At 54.4% G+C, this 14,568-nt stretch carries 13 protein-coding genes; 4 read left to right on the forward strand and 9 right to left on the reverse strand.

Annotation, left to right across the window (positions count from 1 at the left end; all coding sequences use genetic code 11):
• The first annotated feature begins 116 nt into the window (after nt 1-116).
• Nucleotides 117-1,328, forward strand: coding sequence for a TraB/GumN family protein (locus BLT01_RS12160; RefSeq protein ID WP_092098150.1), 1,212 nt, complete (start codon nt 117-119; stop codon nt 1,326-1,328).
• A 163-nt stretch (nt 1,329-1,491) separates the two neighbouring features.
• On the opposite strand, the gene recQ is transcribed toward BLT01_RS12160, so the two are convergent.
• From recQ to BLT01_RS12175, 3 genes are all read right to left on the reverse strand, one after another.
• Nucleotides 1,492-3,267: a DNA helicase RecQ gene (gene recQ, locus BLT01_RS12165; RefSeq protein WP_092098176.1), complete on the reverse strand. Its 1,776-nt coding sequence runs from the start codon at nt 3,265-3,267 to the stop codon at nt 1,492-1,494.
• Between the two features lie 14 nt (nt 3,268-3,281).
• Nucleotides 3,282-3,800, reverse strand: a complete 519-nt coding sequence (locus tag BLT01_RS12170; protein ID WP_092098178.1) for a DNA topology modulation protein — start codon at nt 3,798-3,800, stop codon at nt 3,282-3,284.
• 227 nt (nt 3,801-4,027) lie between these two features.
• Complete coding sequence (locus tag BLT01_RS12175; RefSeq protein ID WP_092098152.1) at nt 4,028-4,948, reverse strand: NAD(P)H-dependent flavin oxidoreductase; 921 nt, start codon at nt 4,946-4,948, stop codon at nt 4,028-4,030.
• 222 nt (nt 4,949-5,170) lie between these two features.
• On the opposite strand from BLT01_RS12175, the gene BLT01_RS12180 reads away from it, so the two are divergent.
• Nucleotides 5,171-6,907, forward strand: a complete 1,737-nt coding sequence (locus tag BLT01_RS12180) for an AAA family ATPase (RefSeq protein WP_092098154.1) — start codon at nt 5,171-5,173, stop codon at nt 6,905-6,907.
• A gap of 46 nt (nt 6,908-6,953) precedes the next feature.
• On the opposite strand, the gene BLT01_RS12185 is transcribed toward BLT01_RS12180, so the two are convergent.
• Nucleotides 6,954-7,688, reverse strand: a complete 735-nt coding sequence (locus BLT01_RS12185; protein ID WP_092098156.1) for a YqcI/YcgG family protein — start codon at nt 7,686-7,688, stop codon at nt 6,954-6,956.
• A gap of 123 nt (nt 7,689-7,811) precedes the next feature.
• Here BLT01_RS12185 and BLT01_RS12190 point away from each other — a divergent pair, with 123 nt between their 5' ends.
• The gene (locus tag BLT01_RS12190) at nt 7,812-8,288 is read left to right on the forward strand and encodes a GyrI-like domain-containing protein (RefSeq protein ID WP_092098159.1); all 477 of its coding nucleotides are present in this window, start codon (nt 7,812-7,814) and stop codon (nt 8,286-8,288) included.
• A gap of 134 nt (nt 8,289-8,422) precedes the next feature.
• Here BLT01_RS12190 and BLT01_RS12195 read toward each other — a convergent pair whose 3' ends face one another.
• The 5 genes from BLT01_RS12195 to BLT01_RS12215 form a co-directional block, all read right to left on the reverse strand.
• Nucleotides 8,423-9,517 carry a branched-chain amino acid aminotransferase gene (locus BLT01_RS12195; RefSeq protein ID WP_092098161.1) on the reverse strand — a complete coding sequence of 365 codons (1,095 nt, stop codon included), beginning with the start codon at nt 9,515-9,517 and terminating at the stop codon, nt 8,423-8,425.
• Between the two features lie 371 nt (nt 9,518-9,888).
• On the reverse strand, nt 9,889-10,164 hold the full coding sequence (locus BLT01_RS12200) for a hypothetical protein (protein WP_092098163.1): 276 nt from the start codon (nt 10,162-10,164) through the stop codon (nt 9,889-9,891).
• Nucleotides 10,165-10,323: 159 nt separating this feature from the next.
• On the reverse strand, nt 10,324-10,773 hold the full coding sequence (locus BLT01_RS12205; protein WP_092098165.1) for a MaoC/PaaZ C-terminal domain-containing protein: 450 nt from the start codon (nt 10,771-10,773) through the stop codon (nt 10,324-10,326).
• 14 nt (nt 10,774-10,787) lie between these two features.
• Nucleotides 10,788-12,359, reverse strand: coding sequence for a class I adenylate-forming enzyme family protein (locus BLT01_RS12210; protein ID WP_092098167.1), 1,572 nt, complete (start codon nt 12,357-12,359; stop codon nt 10,788-10,790).
• A gap of 26 nt (nt 12,360-12,385) precedes the next feature.
• Complete coding sequence (locus BLT01_RS12215) at nt 12,386-13,855, reverse strand: sodium:solute symporter family transporter (protein ID WP_092098169.1); 1,470 nt, start codon at nt 13,853-13,855, stop codon at nt 12,386-12,388.
• A gap of 383 nt (nt 13,856-14,238) precedes the next feature.
• On the opposite strand from BLT01_RS12215, the gene BLT01_RS12220 reads away from it, so the two are divergent.
• Nucleotides 14,239-14,568, forward strand: a 330-nt coding sequence (locus tag BLT01_RS12220) for a transposase (RefSeq protein WP_143020594.1), incomplete at its 3' end; no start/stop codon positions are given.

Below are 14,568 nucleotides of genomic sequence, written 5' to 3' on the forward strand. Positions count from 1 at the left end.
GATAAGTATACGCTGCTTATTCCGGTTACTCAATTCTTTTGCCCAAAATATTGAACTTTAACCGTTCTTCCGTCATCATTAACAGTATGACCACTACAGAAATGAAGGATCATCATATGGAAGAAAACCAAATCAACCCACTTGAGGCTGCATCCGCCCCCGAAGAGGAGAACGTTACCCGGATCCAGCTGGATAGCAAACAAATCATCCTGATTGGCACGGCCCACGTTTCAAAACTCAGCGCCCGGCAAGTAAAAGACGTCATCGACCGGGAACAGCCCGACACCGTTGCGGTCGAGCTGGACAAACAGCGTTTTGATGCCATCACGAACGGCAACCGCTGGGAGGACATGGACATCTTCAAGGTCATCAAGGAAAAGAAAGCGACGCTTCTTCTGATGAACCTGGCCATCTCCTCTTTCCAGAACCGGATGGCGAAGCAGTTCGACGTCAAACCGGGCGCGGAGATGATCCAGGGAATCGAATCCGCGAAGGAAACCGGCGCCAAACTCGTCCTTGCCGACCGCAACATCCAGACCACGTTTTCCCGCATCTGGGGCAACCTTGGCCCAGGCGGCAAGGCCCAACTGCTCACCTCGGTCATTGCCGGCATCTTCAGCCGTGAAGACATCACCGAAGAAGAAATGGAAAAAATGAAATCACAGGACACACTGAATGCGGTCCTGGCCGAATTCACTGAAGCGTTTCCCCGGCTGAAAACTCCGCTCATTGACGAGCGCGATCAGTACCTGGCCGAGAAAATCCGTACTGCACCGGGCAAGAAGATCGTCGCCGTGCTTGGGGCGGCACACGTCCCCGGGATCACAAAAGAGATTCACCGAAAACATGATCTGAAAAAACTGACCGAAAAACCGCCAAAACCGGTTTGGCCGAAAGTTGTCGGCTGGGCGATCCCGCTCCTGATCATCGGGATCATCGCCTACACATTCCTGCAAAACAGCGATGTCGCCACGAGCCAGATGCTCAGCTGGCTGCTGTGGAACGGTTCCCTTGCGGCACTCGGAACGATCCTTGCAAAAGGGCATCCGCTTGCCGTTCTGACCGCTTTTATCGCGGCGCCGTTCACTTCCCTAAACCCGCTGCTCGCCGTCGGATGGTTTTCGGGGCTCGTACAGGCCTACTTCACCCGCCCAAGCGTAAAGGATTTTCAAAAGCTCGCGGATGATGTGTTGAGCGTGAAGGGCTTCTGGGAGAACAAAGCCACACGTGTCCTGCTCGTCGTCGTCCTCGGCAACATCGGCAGTTCGCTCGGCACCTTCATCGGAGGGGCTGATGTCGTCAGATCGTTTTTCCAGCATATCTTTTAAATGCCAAAACCCGTACAGGTTTTTTTACCTGTACGGGTTTCTTTGTAGTGTTGTACGGTTATGATGAGGTCTTTCCGGACCTCGGTATTCCTCAGATTCGCGGCAATCAGAAAAGAATCTCCGGTTGAAGGTTGATACAGGGCTGACCTTCCGGCTTACCTCCTCAAACCTCTGTACCGGCAAATTCACGGATTGCTTCCAAGAACGGGTCCCCGTACTTCGCCAGTTTGTTTTCCCCGACGCCGTGGACTTCGAGGAAACTATCCTCATCAACAGGCTTCCGGGCGCACATGTCCTTCAGCGACTTGTCCGAGAAGATGACATACGGCGGAACCCCCGCTTCATCGGCAAGAGACTTCCGCAGATCACGCAGCTTTTCGAAAAGAGGATCGGCATCGCCAATTGCAACGGTCACGACTGCCTGCTTGCGCGTGACACGTTCGCCACCCGTCAAGACTTCTTTGCCTATCGCAGTGACGAAGATGGTCGGAAACTCTCCCTGGCTCACCCCGATCAGGTCGCGTGAAATCATGAAATCAATCAGGTTCGTCGCTTCCTTCATGCTGTAGTCGCCCTTCAGGATGCCGTAGGTCGACAATTCTTCGAAGCCTCTCTCCTTTACCATCTTGTCTGCAGATCCGCAGAGCACCTTGGCTGTGATGGCCTTGCCCCACCGCTGGCCCATCCGGATGATGCAGGAAAGCACTTTCTGGGCATCTTCCGTCACATCGATCTGTTCCCGGTCATCGGTGCAGTTTCCGCAGCGGCCGCATTTGTCAGTACCCGAATCTCCGAAGTGACGCACGATGTACTGCTGTAGGCAGTCTTCGGTATGGCAGTAGTCCACCATTGACTGCAGCTTTTCAAGCTCGCGCGGGATGCCGTCACGGTCGTCCGTCTGGTCAATCAGAAAACGCTGCGTCTGAACGTCCTGCGGAGAATACAGCAGGATACATTCGCTCGGCAATCCGTCCCGTCCGGCACGCCCGGCCTCCTGATAATAGCTTTCCATGTTTTTCGGAACCTGGTAATGGATGCAATAGCGGATATTGGACTTGTCGATGCCCATGCCGAATGCGTTTGTCGCGACCATGATCCGCGCCTCGTCAGTCAGGAACGCATCCTGCGCATCCCGCCGCTCTTCCTCAGAAAGCCCGGCATGGTATCGTGCCACCGGCAGTCCCGCTTTTTTCATGTTTTCATATAGGGAATCCACGGTTTTGCGTGTAGCCGCATAAATGATTCCGGCTTCTTCCTGGTTTTTCTTCAGGAAATCTTTGACGAATTTGCCGCGGTCCTGTCCCCGGACAACTGAGAAGGAAAGGTTTTCGCGCTCAAATCCGGTCAGAACCGTATTGGCCTCCGGTATATTCAGCTGCCGGCAGATGTCCGCCCGTACTTCGGGAGTTGCCGTGGCGGTCAGCGCGAGGATCACCGGCCGCTCGGGCAGCGCTTCGACAACACTGCCGATCAGCCGATAGCTCGGGCGGAAATCATGGCCCCACTGCGAGATGCAGTGCGCCTCGTCAACCGCCACCATCGGGATATCCATCCGGACCAGGTCCTGGAGAAAGAAGTCAGACTCGAATCGCTCCGGCGCAACATATAGAAGTTTATAGGCCCCCGCCCTTGCCCGCTCCATCGTATAGCGGAATTCATCGAGCGACAGCGTGCTATTAATATAGGCCGCAGGGATGCCGATTTCATTCAGTGCATCGACCTGGTCTTTCATCAGCGAGATGAGCGGGGAGATGACGAGTGTCGTGCCTTCCCTGACGAGCGCAGGAATCTGGTAGCACACCGACTTCCCGCCGCCGGTCGGCATCACACACAGGGTGTCCTCGGCGGTCAGCACCTGCCCGATCACCCTCTCCTGTCCCGGCCGGAAAGACGGATAGCCAAAATACGTTTTCAGTTGTTCATGCGCCTGCTCAAGCATGGTTGACACTCCAATCATGAAGGACGCCGCCCGATTTCCTCAAGAAACCGGCGGACGTCCTTTCTGCTTTTCAATATCATCACTTGTTTGTCAGGACCGAGGCTCTCCAGTTTTTTGAGAACTCCCGGCCTTTTATATTTCCGATAATTCCAGACCCATTTGACAAATTCAAAATCGAGTCGTTCCGGGCAGTCCTTCTGCATGTCCGGCCTGGTTTTTCCGTGATACCGGATCCGGCGTCGGATGATTCCATACATGCAGACGCGCCTCGGCATATCCATGAAAATGACCGTATCGGCAGCCTGCAGCCGAAGATCCATCGTTGCTCCGTAGTTGCCGTCAACAATCCAGCGGTCCCCGTCAAAGAGGTCCCGTTGAATCTCCTTTTGTTCATCCCGTGTCGTAAGCTTCCACCCCGGCTTCCACAGAAGCGCATCCAGATGAAGGACGGTGGTGCCGAGCCGTTCCCCCAGTTCCCGGGCAAGCGTTGATTTACCCGCTCCGCCCGGCCCGATCAGCATGATCCGGTCCATGACGATCCCCCGATTCTTCAGTGTGACTCTCATTATAACGCATCGGCCCCCAGGTTCCCATTCTCTTATTTGATTGGGAGACAGCGGGTTTTACGGCCGCAACTCCCGAATTCGCGACCGCACCTCCTGAATTCCTGTCCGCCTCCATTTCCCGTCCACCCCGCTGCCCGGCACACCAAAAAAATCCCCATCAAAAAGCACCAGCATCTGCCGGTGCTCCTTTTGCCTTAATGAACAATCCCGCTCCGGTCTTCCGATAGCCTGGCGATTGTTGTTTCGTATTCATCCGCAAGCTTCTCCACAATTTCGGCGACGGTTTCACGCTCGGTGACGTTGGTGACTCCCTGTCCGGCCGACCAGGCATCCCGCCAGGCCTTGATCTCGTCTTCACCGGAAAAATCGAGCTTGCCCGAGGTCCCCTTCAGGTTTTCCGGGTCAAGCCCCTGCTTAACCAGAGAAGGCGTCAGGAAGTTGGCCGGCACTCCGCTGATGGCATCAGTGTAAATGATGTCCGCCACCGTTGAATCGATCACCATCTGCTTGTAGTCTTCGAACGCACCGCTTTCCTCCGCTGCGAGGAAACGGGTGCCGAGATAGGCGTAATCCGCACCCATGGCCCGTGCCGCTGCCACGTCCGCTCCCGAGGACATCGCCCCGGAAAGGATGATTGTCCCGTCGTAGAACTTTTTCACCGCCGAGACAAAAGCAAACGGATTCAGCAGGCCACCATGCCCTCCTGCGCCCGCGCAGACGAGAATCAGGCCGTCAACGCCAGTCTGGGCCGCTTTGCTCGCATGCCTGACGTTCGCGACATCCGAATAAACCTTGCCGCCGTAAGCGTGAACCACTTCCACAACCTCTCCCGGATGGCCGAGGGAGGTGATGACGATCGGCGGTTCGTATTCCCTGATCAGTTCCAAGTCATCCCCATAACGCTGATTCGCTTTTTTGTGGCAGATGAAGTTGACTCCCCAAGGCATGTCGCCCAGTCCAACCTTTACTTGATGCAGCCATTCCGCGCACTTTGAGACCGGCCTCGCATTCAGCAGCGGGAACGTCCCGATGACGCCCGCCTTCCCCGATTCGATCACCATTTCCGGATTGGACACCAAAAACATCGGCGCCACGATCACCGGCAGTTTCAGCATATCCCCCACCCCTTTACAATCGATTGAAAACATTGACTCTTCCTTCATTTTCAACTTCCGGAGAACGACTGTCAAGGAAAAATGAATGAATGTTCATTCTTTAATGCGTACCATTCTATTTCCATCGACAATAAATTGTAAGATATCACTCAACGCTTTCCCCTACAAACAAACAAGGAAATCCGCTATAATGGGCTTATTCTGACTTAGGAGTTGACGGTCTTGAAGCCGATTTCCAAACTACCTACCAAAGTGTTTCTTGTCGTATTGCTACTCGTCACGACGGTCGGTGGTGCCGGGTGGTTTTGGTATAACAGCACCCGGCCGGCCGAGGTCCCGTTCGCAAAAATCCAGGAACTGGTCCAAACTGACGCCGGCGCGATGACTCTCACCGAATCGGCTTCCGGAACACTGACACTCAAGACGCCGGACGGCACGTATCGCACGAACGTGCCGCCAAACAGCCAGAGCGTCGAACAGCTGGTTGTCAATCACGCGGTAAATTATGAGTACTCCAAGCAAAGCACAGCAGACCGGCTGCTCCTCGCCGGGATTTTAGGCGTGATCGCGGCAACGTTTTTCATCCTTTACCGAAAGGGTAAGCTCGGCACAGCTTCCTCGATGAAGCAGAGTGCGGCAAAGGCTGCTCCGCTCCCGGATGTCACACTTGACGATATCGGCGGCATCCCGGATGAGATGAAAGACGAAATCGGACAGGCGCTTGCAGTCCTGAAGGATCCGAAGGCCGCTGAAGAAGTCGGTTTGACGCCTCCACGGGGCATCTTGCTCTACGGGCCTCCGGGCACCGGGAAAACGCTCCTTGCACAGGCCATTGCCCGGGAAATCGGGGCGACCTTCTTTTCCTCAAGCGGTGCGGCATTCACCGAAATGTTCGTCGGCGTCGGGGCTTCCCGCGTCCGCACCCTTTTCCAGAACGCCCGCAAACAGCGGCCGGCCGTCATCTTCATCGATGAGGTCGATGCGCTTGCCGGAAAACGGAAGCAGCACGGCGGCGAGGAATCGGAAAAGACCCTTACCGAACTTCTGGTCCAACTGGACGGCGGCAACGACAACGACGGCATCCTATTTATCGCGGCGACGAACCGGAAAGACATGCTGGATGATGCGTTCGTGCGTCCGGGAAGGATCGACTTCGAGTTCCAGGTTCCGCTTCCGGACACCCAAGGACGCCGTGAAATCATCGACATCCATACAAAAGGCAAAGTTTTCGCTCCGGAAGTCGCCGCATCATTTGACGCGCTGGCGGAAAGCACATCCGGCTTTTCCGGCGCCGAGCTGAGCTCCCTCTTCGAGATGGCGAGCCGGCGGGCACTGCGGGACGGCCGGACCGAAATCGCGAAGCCGGACCTTGACTTTGCGATCGACCGCACCATTCTCGGCAGCACTGCCCGCTCGCTGAACGACCCCCGAACAAAGCGCCGTGTCGCCATCCACGAAGCCGGACATGCACTTGTCCAGGCACTTACGAACCCGGGCTCCGTCCGGAAAGCGACCATCATTCCCCGCGGCATGGCCCTCGGCTACGTTGCGCCGCTGCAGAAGGAACTGCATCTTTCGACCGTGAGCGAGCAGCTTGACCGCGTCGCGATGATTCTCGCGGGCGGCGTCGCCGAACGGATCCACCTCGGCGAGCACAGCATCGGCGTCGGCGGCGACGTCCAGCAGGCAAAGCATCTGCTCGAGGAAATGGTGGACACCGGCCTTCTTCAAGAAGGGTTCCAACTCACGTTCAACAATAACGAAAAAGAAGCGCGCATGCAGGAACTGTTCAACGAAGCGCTTGAGATGGCCGAGTTGCTCATCAAGAGCCACCCGGCCGAATACGCACGGCTCGTCGATGCGCTCATGACAAAAGAAACGATCGACGGCGATGAAATCCAGGAAATTGTCGGATACAAGAAAGTGGTCCGCGACGACCTGGTTGCCTTTGAAGCATAAGTGAACGCCTCCCGGTGACGGGAGGCGTTTTGCGTTGCAAGGCGTTTCAGTCCATGTCCTTATGCCTGAACGGGCACTTGCCTTCGATCGGAATCGCATCGTCGCCGATGAAGAACTGTTTCCATTCGTTGTGTGTGGGATCACCGAAGTGGCTGATGTCCGGGTGCTTCGGCAGGTTGTCCCATTTCTCAACACGCTCGCGGACTTTTTCACGTGAATTGATGCCGCCGGGCTCGGTCCCTTCCAGCCCCTTGAAGATTTTCCTGGGCTGGAATCCGAGAACCATCGCATTGCCGAGGTCGCGCGTCTTCCGCTGCTTATAGGCCGGTGCATTGCCGAAGACGAAAATCGGTTCTCCGCCAAAGCGGAAATCCCACAGATGATGGTCCGGATCCTTCGGTGCATCCTCCGGCCATTCCACCGGGTCCTGTTCGTGCAAGTACTGGAGGATCTCCCAAAACTCTTTCCGGTAATCTTCCAGCGTGCCCTCTTCCTCAAACGGTTCAACAAACACAAAGAATCCATGTCTCTTGTGCTTCGGTTTTTCGAAAAGCTTCAGGAATTCCGTCAGTGCCTGCGGCAGGTTGGACCAGTCCTCCCTCTCAATATAGGCATACCGCAACTCCCCGCCAAGTTCTGCAGCCATCCCGAAGTAGCAAGGAAACGTTTTGTTCGTCACCGTTTTCCGGAATGTATCATATTCACGCAGCAGCCATTCAGGGAGATCCTTCCTGGTGCTGAAGTCTTCCTTTACAAGCATCTTATTTTCCAATGTGTTCATGATGACCCCTCCGTCTGTTGTCTATACTATTATGCCCTTTTTGACCCGAACAAAAACGGTTTTGATAGGAATCGGCCGGTGATGTGCAGAACTACTATAAGTGACGGACGAAGGAGGCGGCAAATGAAAGGCAGGATGGTCAAAAGGACATTTAGGTTGGTGGGCATTAAAGGGAAAGGGGCATTTGAGGAATTTGGCGCGATTGTTCCGGGCGTCGCCCGCGAAGTCATGTCGCGGTCGGGGGAAATCGGGCCGGCAGCAGTTACTGAAATCGCTATATTCGAGCCTAAGAAAAGCGTTGACCAACCGGAAGGAGAATTTTGCGTGGGCCTGATGGTGGAAGGTCCCGCACGGAACGTGCCCCTCGGAATGAGTTATTGTGAAATTGAGGGGGATTACGCCACGGCAAGAGGAAAGATGGAAGGCCTAAATCAGTTACACACTGATTTGCTGAGTTGGGCAGCCTGCAACGGGCATCAGATGGACACAGAAAAACGGATCATCGAAGTTTATTATCCGGCAGATTCCGGCGAAGAAGTCGAGATCTTCTTGCCGATGCTGGTCAGCCGTGCAAACAACCGATCTTCTCTTTATTCGTGAATGTTAAGCTTTTTTCTTTGAGTGTTAAGTAAACCGGTTCGAATGTTAAGCAATCCTCTTTGAGTGTTAAGCAACACCGGCCTTTCCGATCAGGCGCATTACAAAAAGCTCCCGCAGGGGGAGCTTTTTAATGATTAATTGCGGACGGCCGCTTCTTCACGGATTTCCGTGACCCAGTTGAACGGATCTTCTTTTAAGCCGCTCTGGAGCCCGGTCAGCTCTTCATAAAGTTTGGACGACAGTTCGCCGGCCTGGCCGCCGTTGATGGTGAAGGCTTCCCCTTTCCAGCTGAATTCGCCGATCGGAGAAATCACGGCCGCTGTTCCGGTACCGAATGCTTCCTTCAGGCGTCCTTCCTGCTGGGCGGTTTTGATTTCCTGCATCGAGATCCGGCGCTCGGTCACCGGAATGCCCCAGTGCTTCAGCATCTCAATGATCGACTTGCGCGTGATGCCGCCGAGGATGCTGCCGTTTAGCGCCGGTGTGATGACTTCGCCGCCAATTTTAAAGAAGACGTTCATGCTGCCGACTTCCTCGACGTATTTCTTTTCCACGCCATCGAGCCAGAGCACTTGGGAATAACCCATCTTCTCCGCCACTGCTTGCGCCTTGAGTGAAGCGGCGTAGTTGCCTGCCGTTTTCGCCGCGCCTGTGCCGCCTGCCACCGCACGGACGAATTCGTTCTCGACAAGGATTTTTACGGGAGCGATCCCTTCCTTGTAGTACATCCCGACCGGAGACAGGATGATGATGAACTGATACGTGAGCGATGGCGCGACACCGAGATGAGGCTCGGTCGCAATCATGTAGGGGCGGATGTAGAGGGAGGTTCCCTCGGCTTCAGGCACCCAGTCCCTGTCAATCTTGATGAGCGTCTTTAGGGCTTCCAGCGCATGTTCCTCATTGATCTGAGGCATGCACAGACGGTCGCAAGATTCATTCATCCGGCGGAAGTTTTCTTCCGGCCGGAAAAGTCGGATCGCGCCGTCTTTAGCACGGTATGCTTTCAGGCCTTCGAATACGGTCTGTCCGTAATGGAAGATGATCGCGGACGGATCGAGCGTAATCGGCTCGTACGGGACGATCCGGTGATCGTGCCAGCCAATCCCCTCCGTGTAATCCGCGATGAACATATGGTCTGTGAAGTTGCGCCCGAAAGCAATGCCGTCCGTGGATGGCTTGGCTTTGCGTTTTTGGCTTTCATTGATGCTGATCTGCATGTTCTCCATCAAACATCTTCCTCCTCGATATTCAAGGTACGCGATATATCGTATACTCATGAAAAAGAAATAATGACCTTATTATACATATTTTCAGACAGATTGAAATACTTTTGCACAAAATATTTATTTCACAAAAATATGTCCGCGGAAATATTCAATAACAGCCGTTTTTTTGCTGGTATGCCCGCAGAATCCGTTTGATTGCACGGAAGAGACACTTCCGGCGCAACTTTTTGCAAATGGAGTAAAGGCAATCGAACCGTTTAAACGGATGCACGAAAAAACCGGCACCCGCCCGGTACCGGTCAGTTTTCGTTTATGCAACTGCAATCTTTTCGGCCATCTCTTCACTCGGCAAAACAAGTTTCGGGAAGCGTTCATAGACAGGCTCCAAGCTTGGCCACAATCTCTTCAATCTCGGCCGGATCACTGAACGGATAATGGAAATAGTACGAACCCCGCTCGGTTTCGAGCAAGACTTCAAACACCTGCATGACCTGTTTCCTGACCGAGTCCTCATCACCCATCAGCACTTCTTCCGCCCCGAACCCGTTTTCAGGCGACTGGCTCACGAACAGGTTTCCCGGATGCACCTCCGCATCGAATCCCATCGCCGCCGCTACAAATTCATCGATGGTTTTCAAGGTTTCCAACCACATCCCCTCCCGTTTCATACAATATTCCCATAAAACCAGACAAAAAACCGATAAAAACAGGATTTTTGGAAATTAACAGAGTGAAGTGTGTTTTTCCGGCCTGAACATCGGCCTTCACGCCAAAAAAGAGGACCGTTCCGGACGGCCCTCAACTCATTACACTTCCGCCCCTACAGGCGCCTGGTTGACCAGCATTCTGAATGTGCCCGCAATGACCGTCTCGTCATTCTGGTTGACGATCTCCGTCTTGCAGGCGATGACCCCAGTGCCATTTTTCCGCTCCTGCTTGTCGTCGGCTTTCATCCTGACTTTAATGGTGTCGCCGATGAATGTCGGGCGGACAAATCGGATATTGTCCATTCCGTAAAATGCGGCGATGATCCCCGGCGTGAAATTCATCAGGCCGGTCGCAATGGACAGAACGAGCATGCCATGTGCGATTGGCTTTCCGAATGGGGTATTCCCGGCATATTCGCGGTCCATGTGGAGCGGATAGAAATCTCCGCTCACACCGGCAAAGTTCACGATGTCCGCCTCGGTGATCGTACGGCCGCCAGACACCCATTCTTCCCCGACTTCCACTTCGTCATAATGTTTATTAAACATCCCATTCTCTCCCTTCAGGAATTCACTTGCGGTTCATGCAAGTGCTTGTACTGGTCCCTCAGCCGGAACTTTTGCACCTTGCCCGATGCAGTCCTCGGCAGCTCATCCAGGAAAACAAAAGAACGCGGTTTTTTGTATCGTGCCAGCTTGCCTCCGGCGAACTCAAGGAGTTCCTTTTCCGAAACGGACCGGCCGGGCTTCTTCACGATGACTGCACAGACCGTCTCGATGAATTTCGGATCCGGGATTCCAATGACGGCAACGTCCTGGACGGCGTCATGCCGGATGAGCACATCTTCCACTTCCACCGGATAGATGTTTTCCCCGCCGCTCCGGATCATGTCTTTTTTGCGCCCGGATATTGTCAGGTACCCCTCTGCATCAATGACCCCCAGGTCTCCCGTATGGCACCAGCCATCCACGAACGTCTTGGCGTTGGCTTCCGCTTTGTTCCAGTATTCCGAGACGACAGCCGGGCCCTTTGTGCAGATTTCACCGATCTTTCCGGCAGAGAGCGTGCGGCCCTCGTCATCGACCACCTTCACCTCGGTGAACGGCATCGGTTTGCCGGCGGTGTAGCCTTTGGTTGCTGCATCCGACGGATCGAGTGAAACGGCAATCGGCGTTCCTTCCGTCAGGCCGTATACCTGAATGAGCCCGATATGCGGGAATAGCTCGTGAAGCCGGTCAATTGCCCAGGAAATGATCGGGTCGCCTCCCGAATAAATTCTCTGCAGGGAATCCAGCCGGTACGATTCAATATCACTCAGTTTCAGCATTTCATAGATCATGAACGGAAACAGGAAAATATCCGACACCTGCTTTTCTTTGATCACCTCAAGTGTCCGCCTGATTTCGAAGTTCCCGCTCCGGGAGATCACGACCGTCCCGCCGGACAGCAGGACGGCCAGCGCCACGTCTTCCATCGCCCCGACATGGTAAAGGGGTCCCGTCGTCATGCCGACCGTGTTGCCGTCAAAGTTCCATTTCAGCGACTGCATCGCAGCGAACCAGATGGTGTTCCTGTGTGTCCAAAGCGCGCCCTTCGGCCGGCCGGTCGTTCCGGACGTGTACATCAGCATGACCGGATCGGTTTCCTCAATTTCAGGACGCCGGTCCAGCATCTTGTCCCCTTCTCCAAGGACTTCCCAGCTTTCCGCCCAGTCCGGCACCTTATCGGCGTTCCTGTCATAGCAAATGAACGTCTCTACGGGAGTACAGCCTCTGATCGGCTCCAGCCGTTCTGCCAGTGACGCGTCAAAACAAAGCACCTTTGAACCGGAGTCGTTCAGGATATACGCCAGCTCCTCTGTCTCCAGACGGAAATTGATCCTGACTGCAATCCCGCCGATCTTGGCAACCGCAAAATAGACGGCAAAGTACTCCAGCGAATTGAACAGCAGAATACCGACGCGATCTCCTTTGCGGACACCTTTGTCCAGTAATGCATTGGCATACCGGTTGGTGGTCTCGTTGAGCTTTCCGTATGTCCAGGTTTCCCCGGTTTCAAGCGCCAGGGCATCCTGGTCAGGCTTGAGCGTCTGCAGACGGGATTCCACCCGGTCCAGCAAATATCCGACTTCCATGTGCGGTCCCTCCTATCCGTTAGTCCTCAGCCTTCCATCGCCTTCAGCGGAGGCTGTTCCACTTCAGCTGTTTCCTGAGTTTGTGTCAGAAGCGAGACCAAAACAAAGCCGATGATCGAAATGACAAGAGAGATGGCTCCCACCACGACGCCTTCGGGAAGCACACTGATGCCATACTTTTTGAGGATTTCAAAAGTGAAGTTCAGGAATACCCCAAGAATGATGCTCGTGACCGCCCCCTGTTTTGTCGCCCGCTTCCAGACCAGACCGAGCACGACTGCAGGGAATACGGCTGCCGCGAAGGTTCCCCAGCCGAAAACTCCAAGCAGCGCAACGAGCGTATCCATATAGAAAGAAAACAGCGTGGACACGACGAGCAGAGCCAGTACGACAATCCGGTTCCAGAGCAGCTCATTTTTGACTTCCTTTCCGAATGCCCGCGGGATATCCCGGACAAGACTCGCTGCACCAAGCGTGACAAAACCTGAACCGGTGGACATGATTGCGGCGAGTAGTCCTGCAAGTACGAGACCGCCAATGATGGAAGGCGTATACGCCGTGACAAAGACGACCAGTGAATCATCTGCGGATGCAACTTCCGGGAACCGGCCCTGGATCTGAAGCGAGCGAGCAGTCAGTCCGATGCTGACAACGAGAAGCACGGTAATCGCATAAGCCAGTCCGGCGGTAAACGCACCCCAGCGAAGTTCCTTCGCGCTCTTGATCATCAGGAACTTATTGATGAAGTGGGGCTGTCCTGCCGCACCCAGGCTGAACAGGAGGAACCAGCATGCAATCGTAATCAACGGAAAATTGCCGAAGGGAGAAGCAAGGAGCGGGTCGGATGACTGTAACGTTTCCGTGATGTTCTGCATACCGCCGCCGAGGTTCAATGCGAAAAAGAAAATGATGATTGAAACGACAATCATGATGACACCTTGGAACAGGTCGGTATAAACGGAAGCGATAATCCCTCCGCCGACCGAGTAGAAAGCAAGAATCCCGAGACCGATCAGTGCCCCGACTGCCGGTGAGACGCCAAAAATCGAATGCATGATGACACCCATCGCCTGCACTTGCGTGCCAAGATACCCGATGACACCGAGCGTGATCGCGAAGCCGAGCCATCCGCGGACGGAGCGGCTGTTGTAGCGTTTCTCCACCACGTCTCCGAGAGTGAAAACATCCCCGTGCTCACCCATCATCCAGATCCGCTTGCCGACCAGGAACCAGGTCAGGGCAAAGCCGAGCGGAGCTGCAATGAGGACACCTGCGGCAAAGCCCATCCCCCCTGTAAAGGTCTGTCCGGCCCCTCCTAGAAGGCCGAAGCCGCTTTGTATGGACGTGAACGCTGCAATGGCCATGACGAACATGCCGAGGCTCCTGCCTGCCACAAGAAAATCACTGGCTGATTTTGTCCTTCGTGTAGCCCATACACCGATCAGAATACAGATGACCAGATAGAACGCAACAATGCCGATGATCGTGACGTTCATTCAGCAGCCTCCCCTGTCCTGAATTCTTGTTCCATCTCCGCCACGTCACCCGGATCAAAGATCAGGGCATAAATCAGAGAGGCAAGGACGGCCAACGGCAGGATGCCGAGCAGATAAATCGCAAGACCCGGAGTCATGCCCAGAACATAGGAGCTCCCTCCAGCCGGGTCATTCCGTGTAATGACGTCCAGAATGATAAACAACGCGAGATAGCCTCCGGCAATCAGGATCGGAACCCAGAGCATTCCCGGCCTTTTTTTGACTACATTCCACATTCCCACCGTAATGGCCACACCGATGACAACCAGATACGGATAAAGAATGAGCCTCCATGATTCCAGGAACATGCCGACCAATGACAACCCAATCAGTCCGGAAAACAAATACATGATACGGTCCCGGAGGACCATCTGGTCAGGAAACTCGAGAAGGCCATCGACTTTTCGTTCATTTATGATCTTGTAGAGGATCTGTATTCGGACCGTGGCCGTCCCAGCATCGATCCGGTTGTTCTCATCAAACTGCCATTTCTCCAATACACCTTTGGCATCCGTTCGATGCGTCGGACCATCGAAGAGGTCCATACGAACTTGGCTTACCGATGGTTCCTTGGCTTCGGATTCTATGATAAGGTGCCTCATTTTTCGACTTTCGGCAAGAACTACGAACGACGTTTCAAGGACACGGATCTATTTGAACAGATATTCTACCGG

Origin of the sequence: Bhargavaea beijingensis (assembly GCF_900101985.1) — a bacterium.
Classification (GTDB): Bacteria; Bacillota; Bacilli; order Bacillales_A; family Planococcaceae; genus Bhargavaea; species Bhargavaea beijingensis.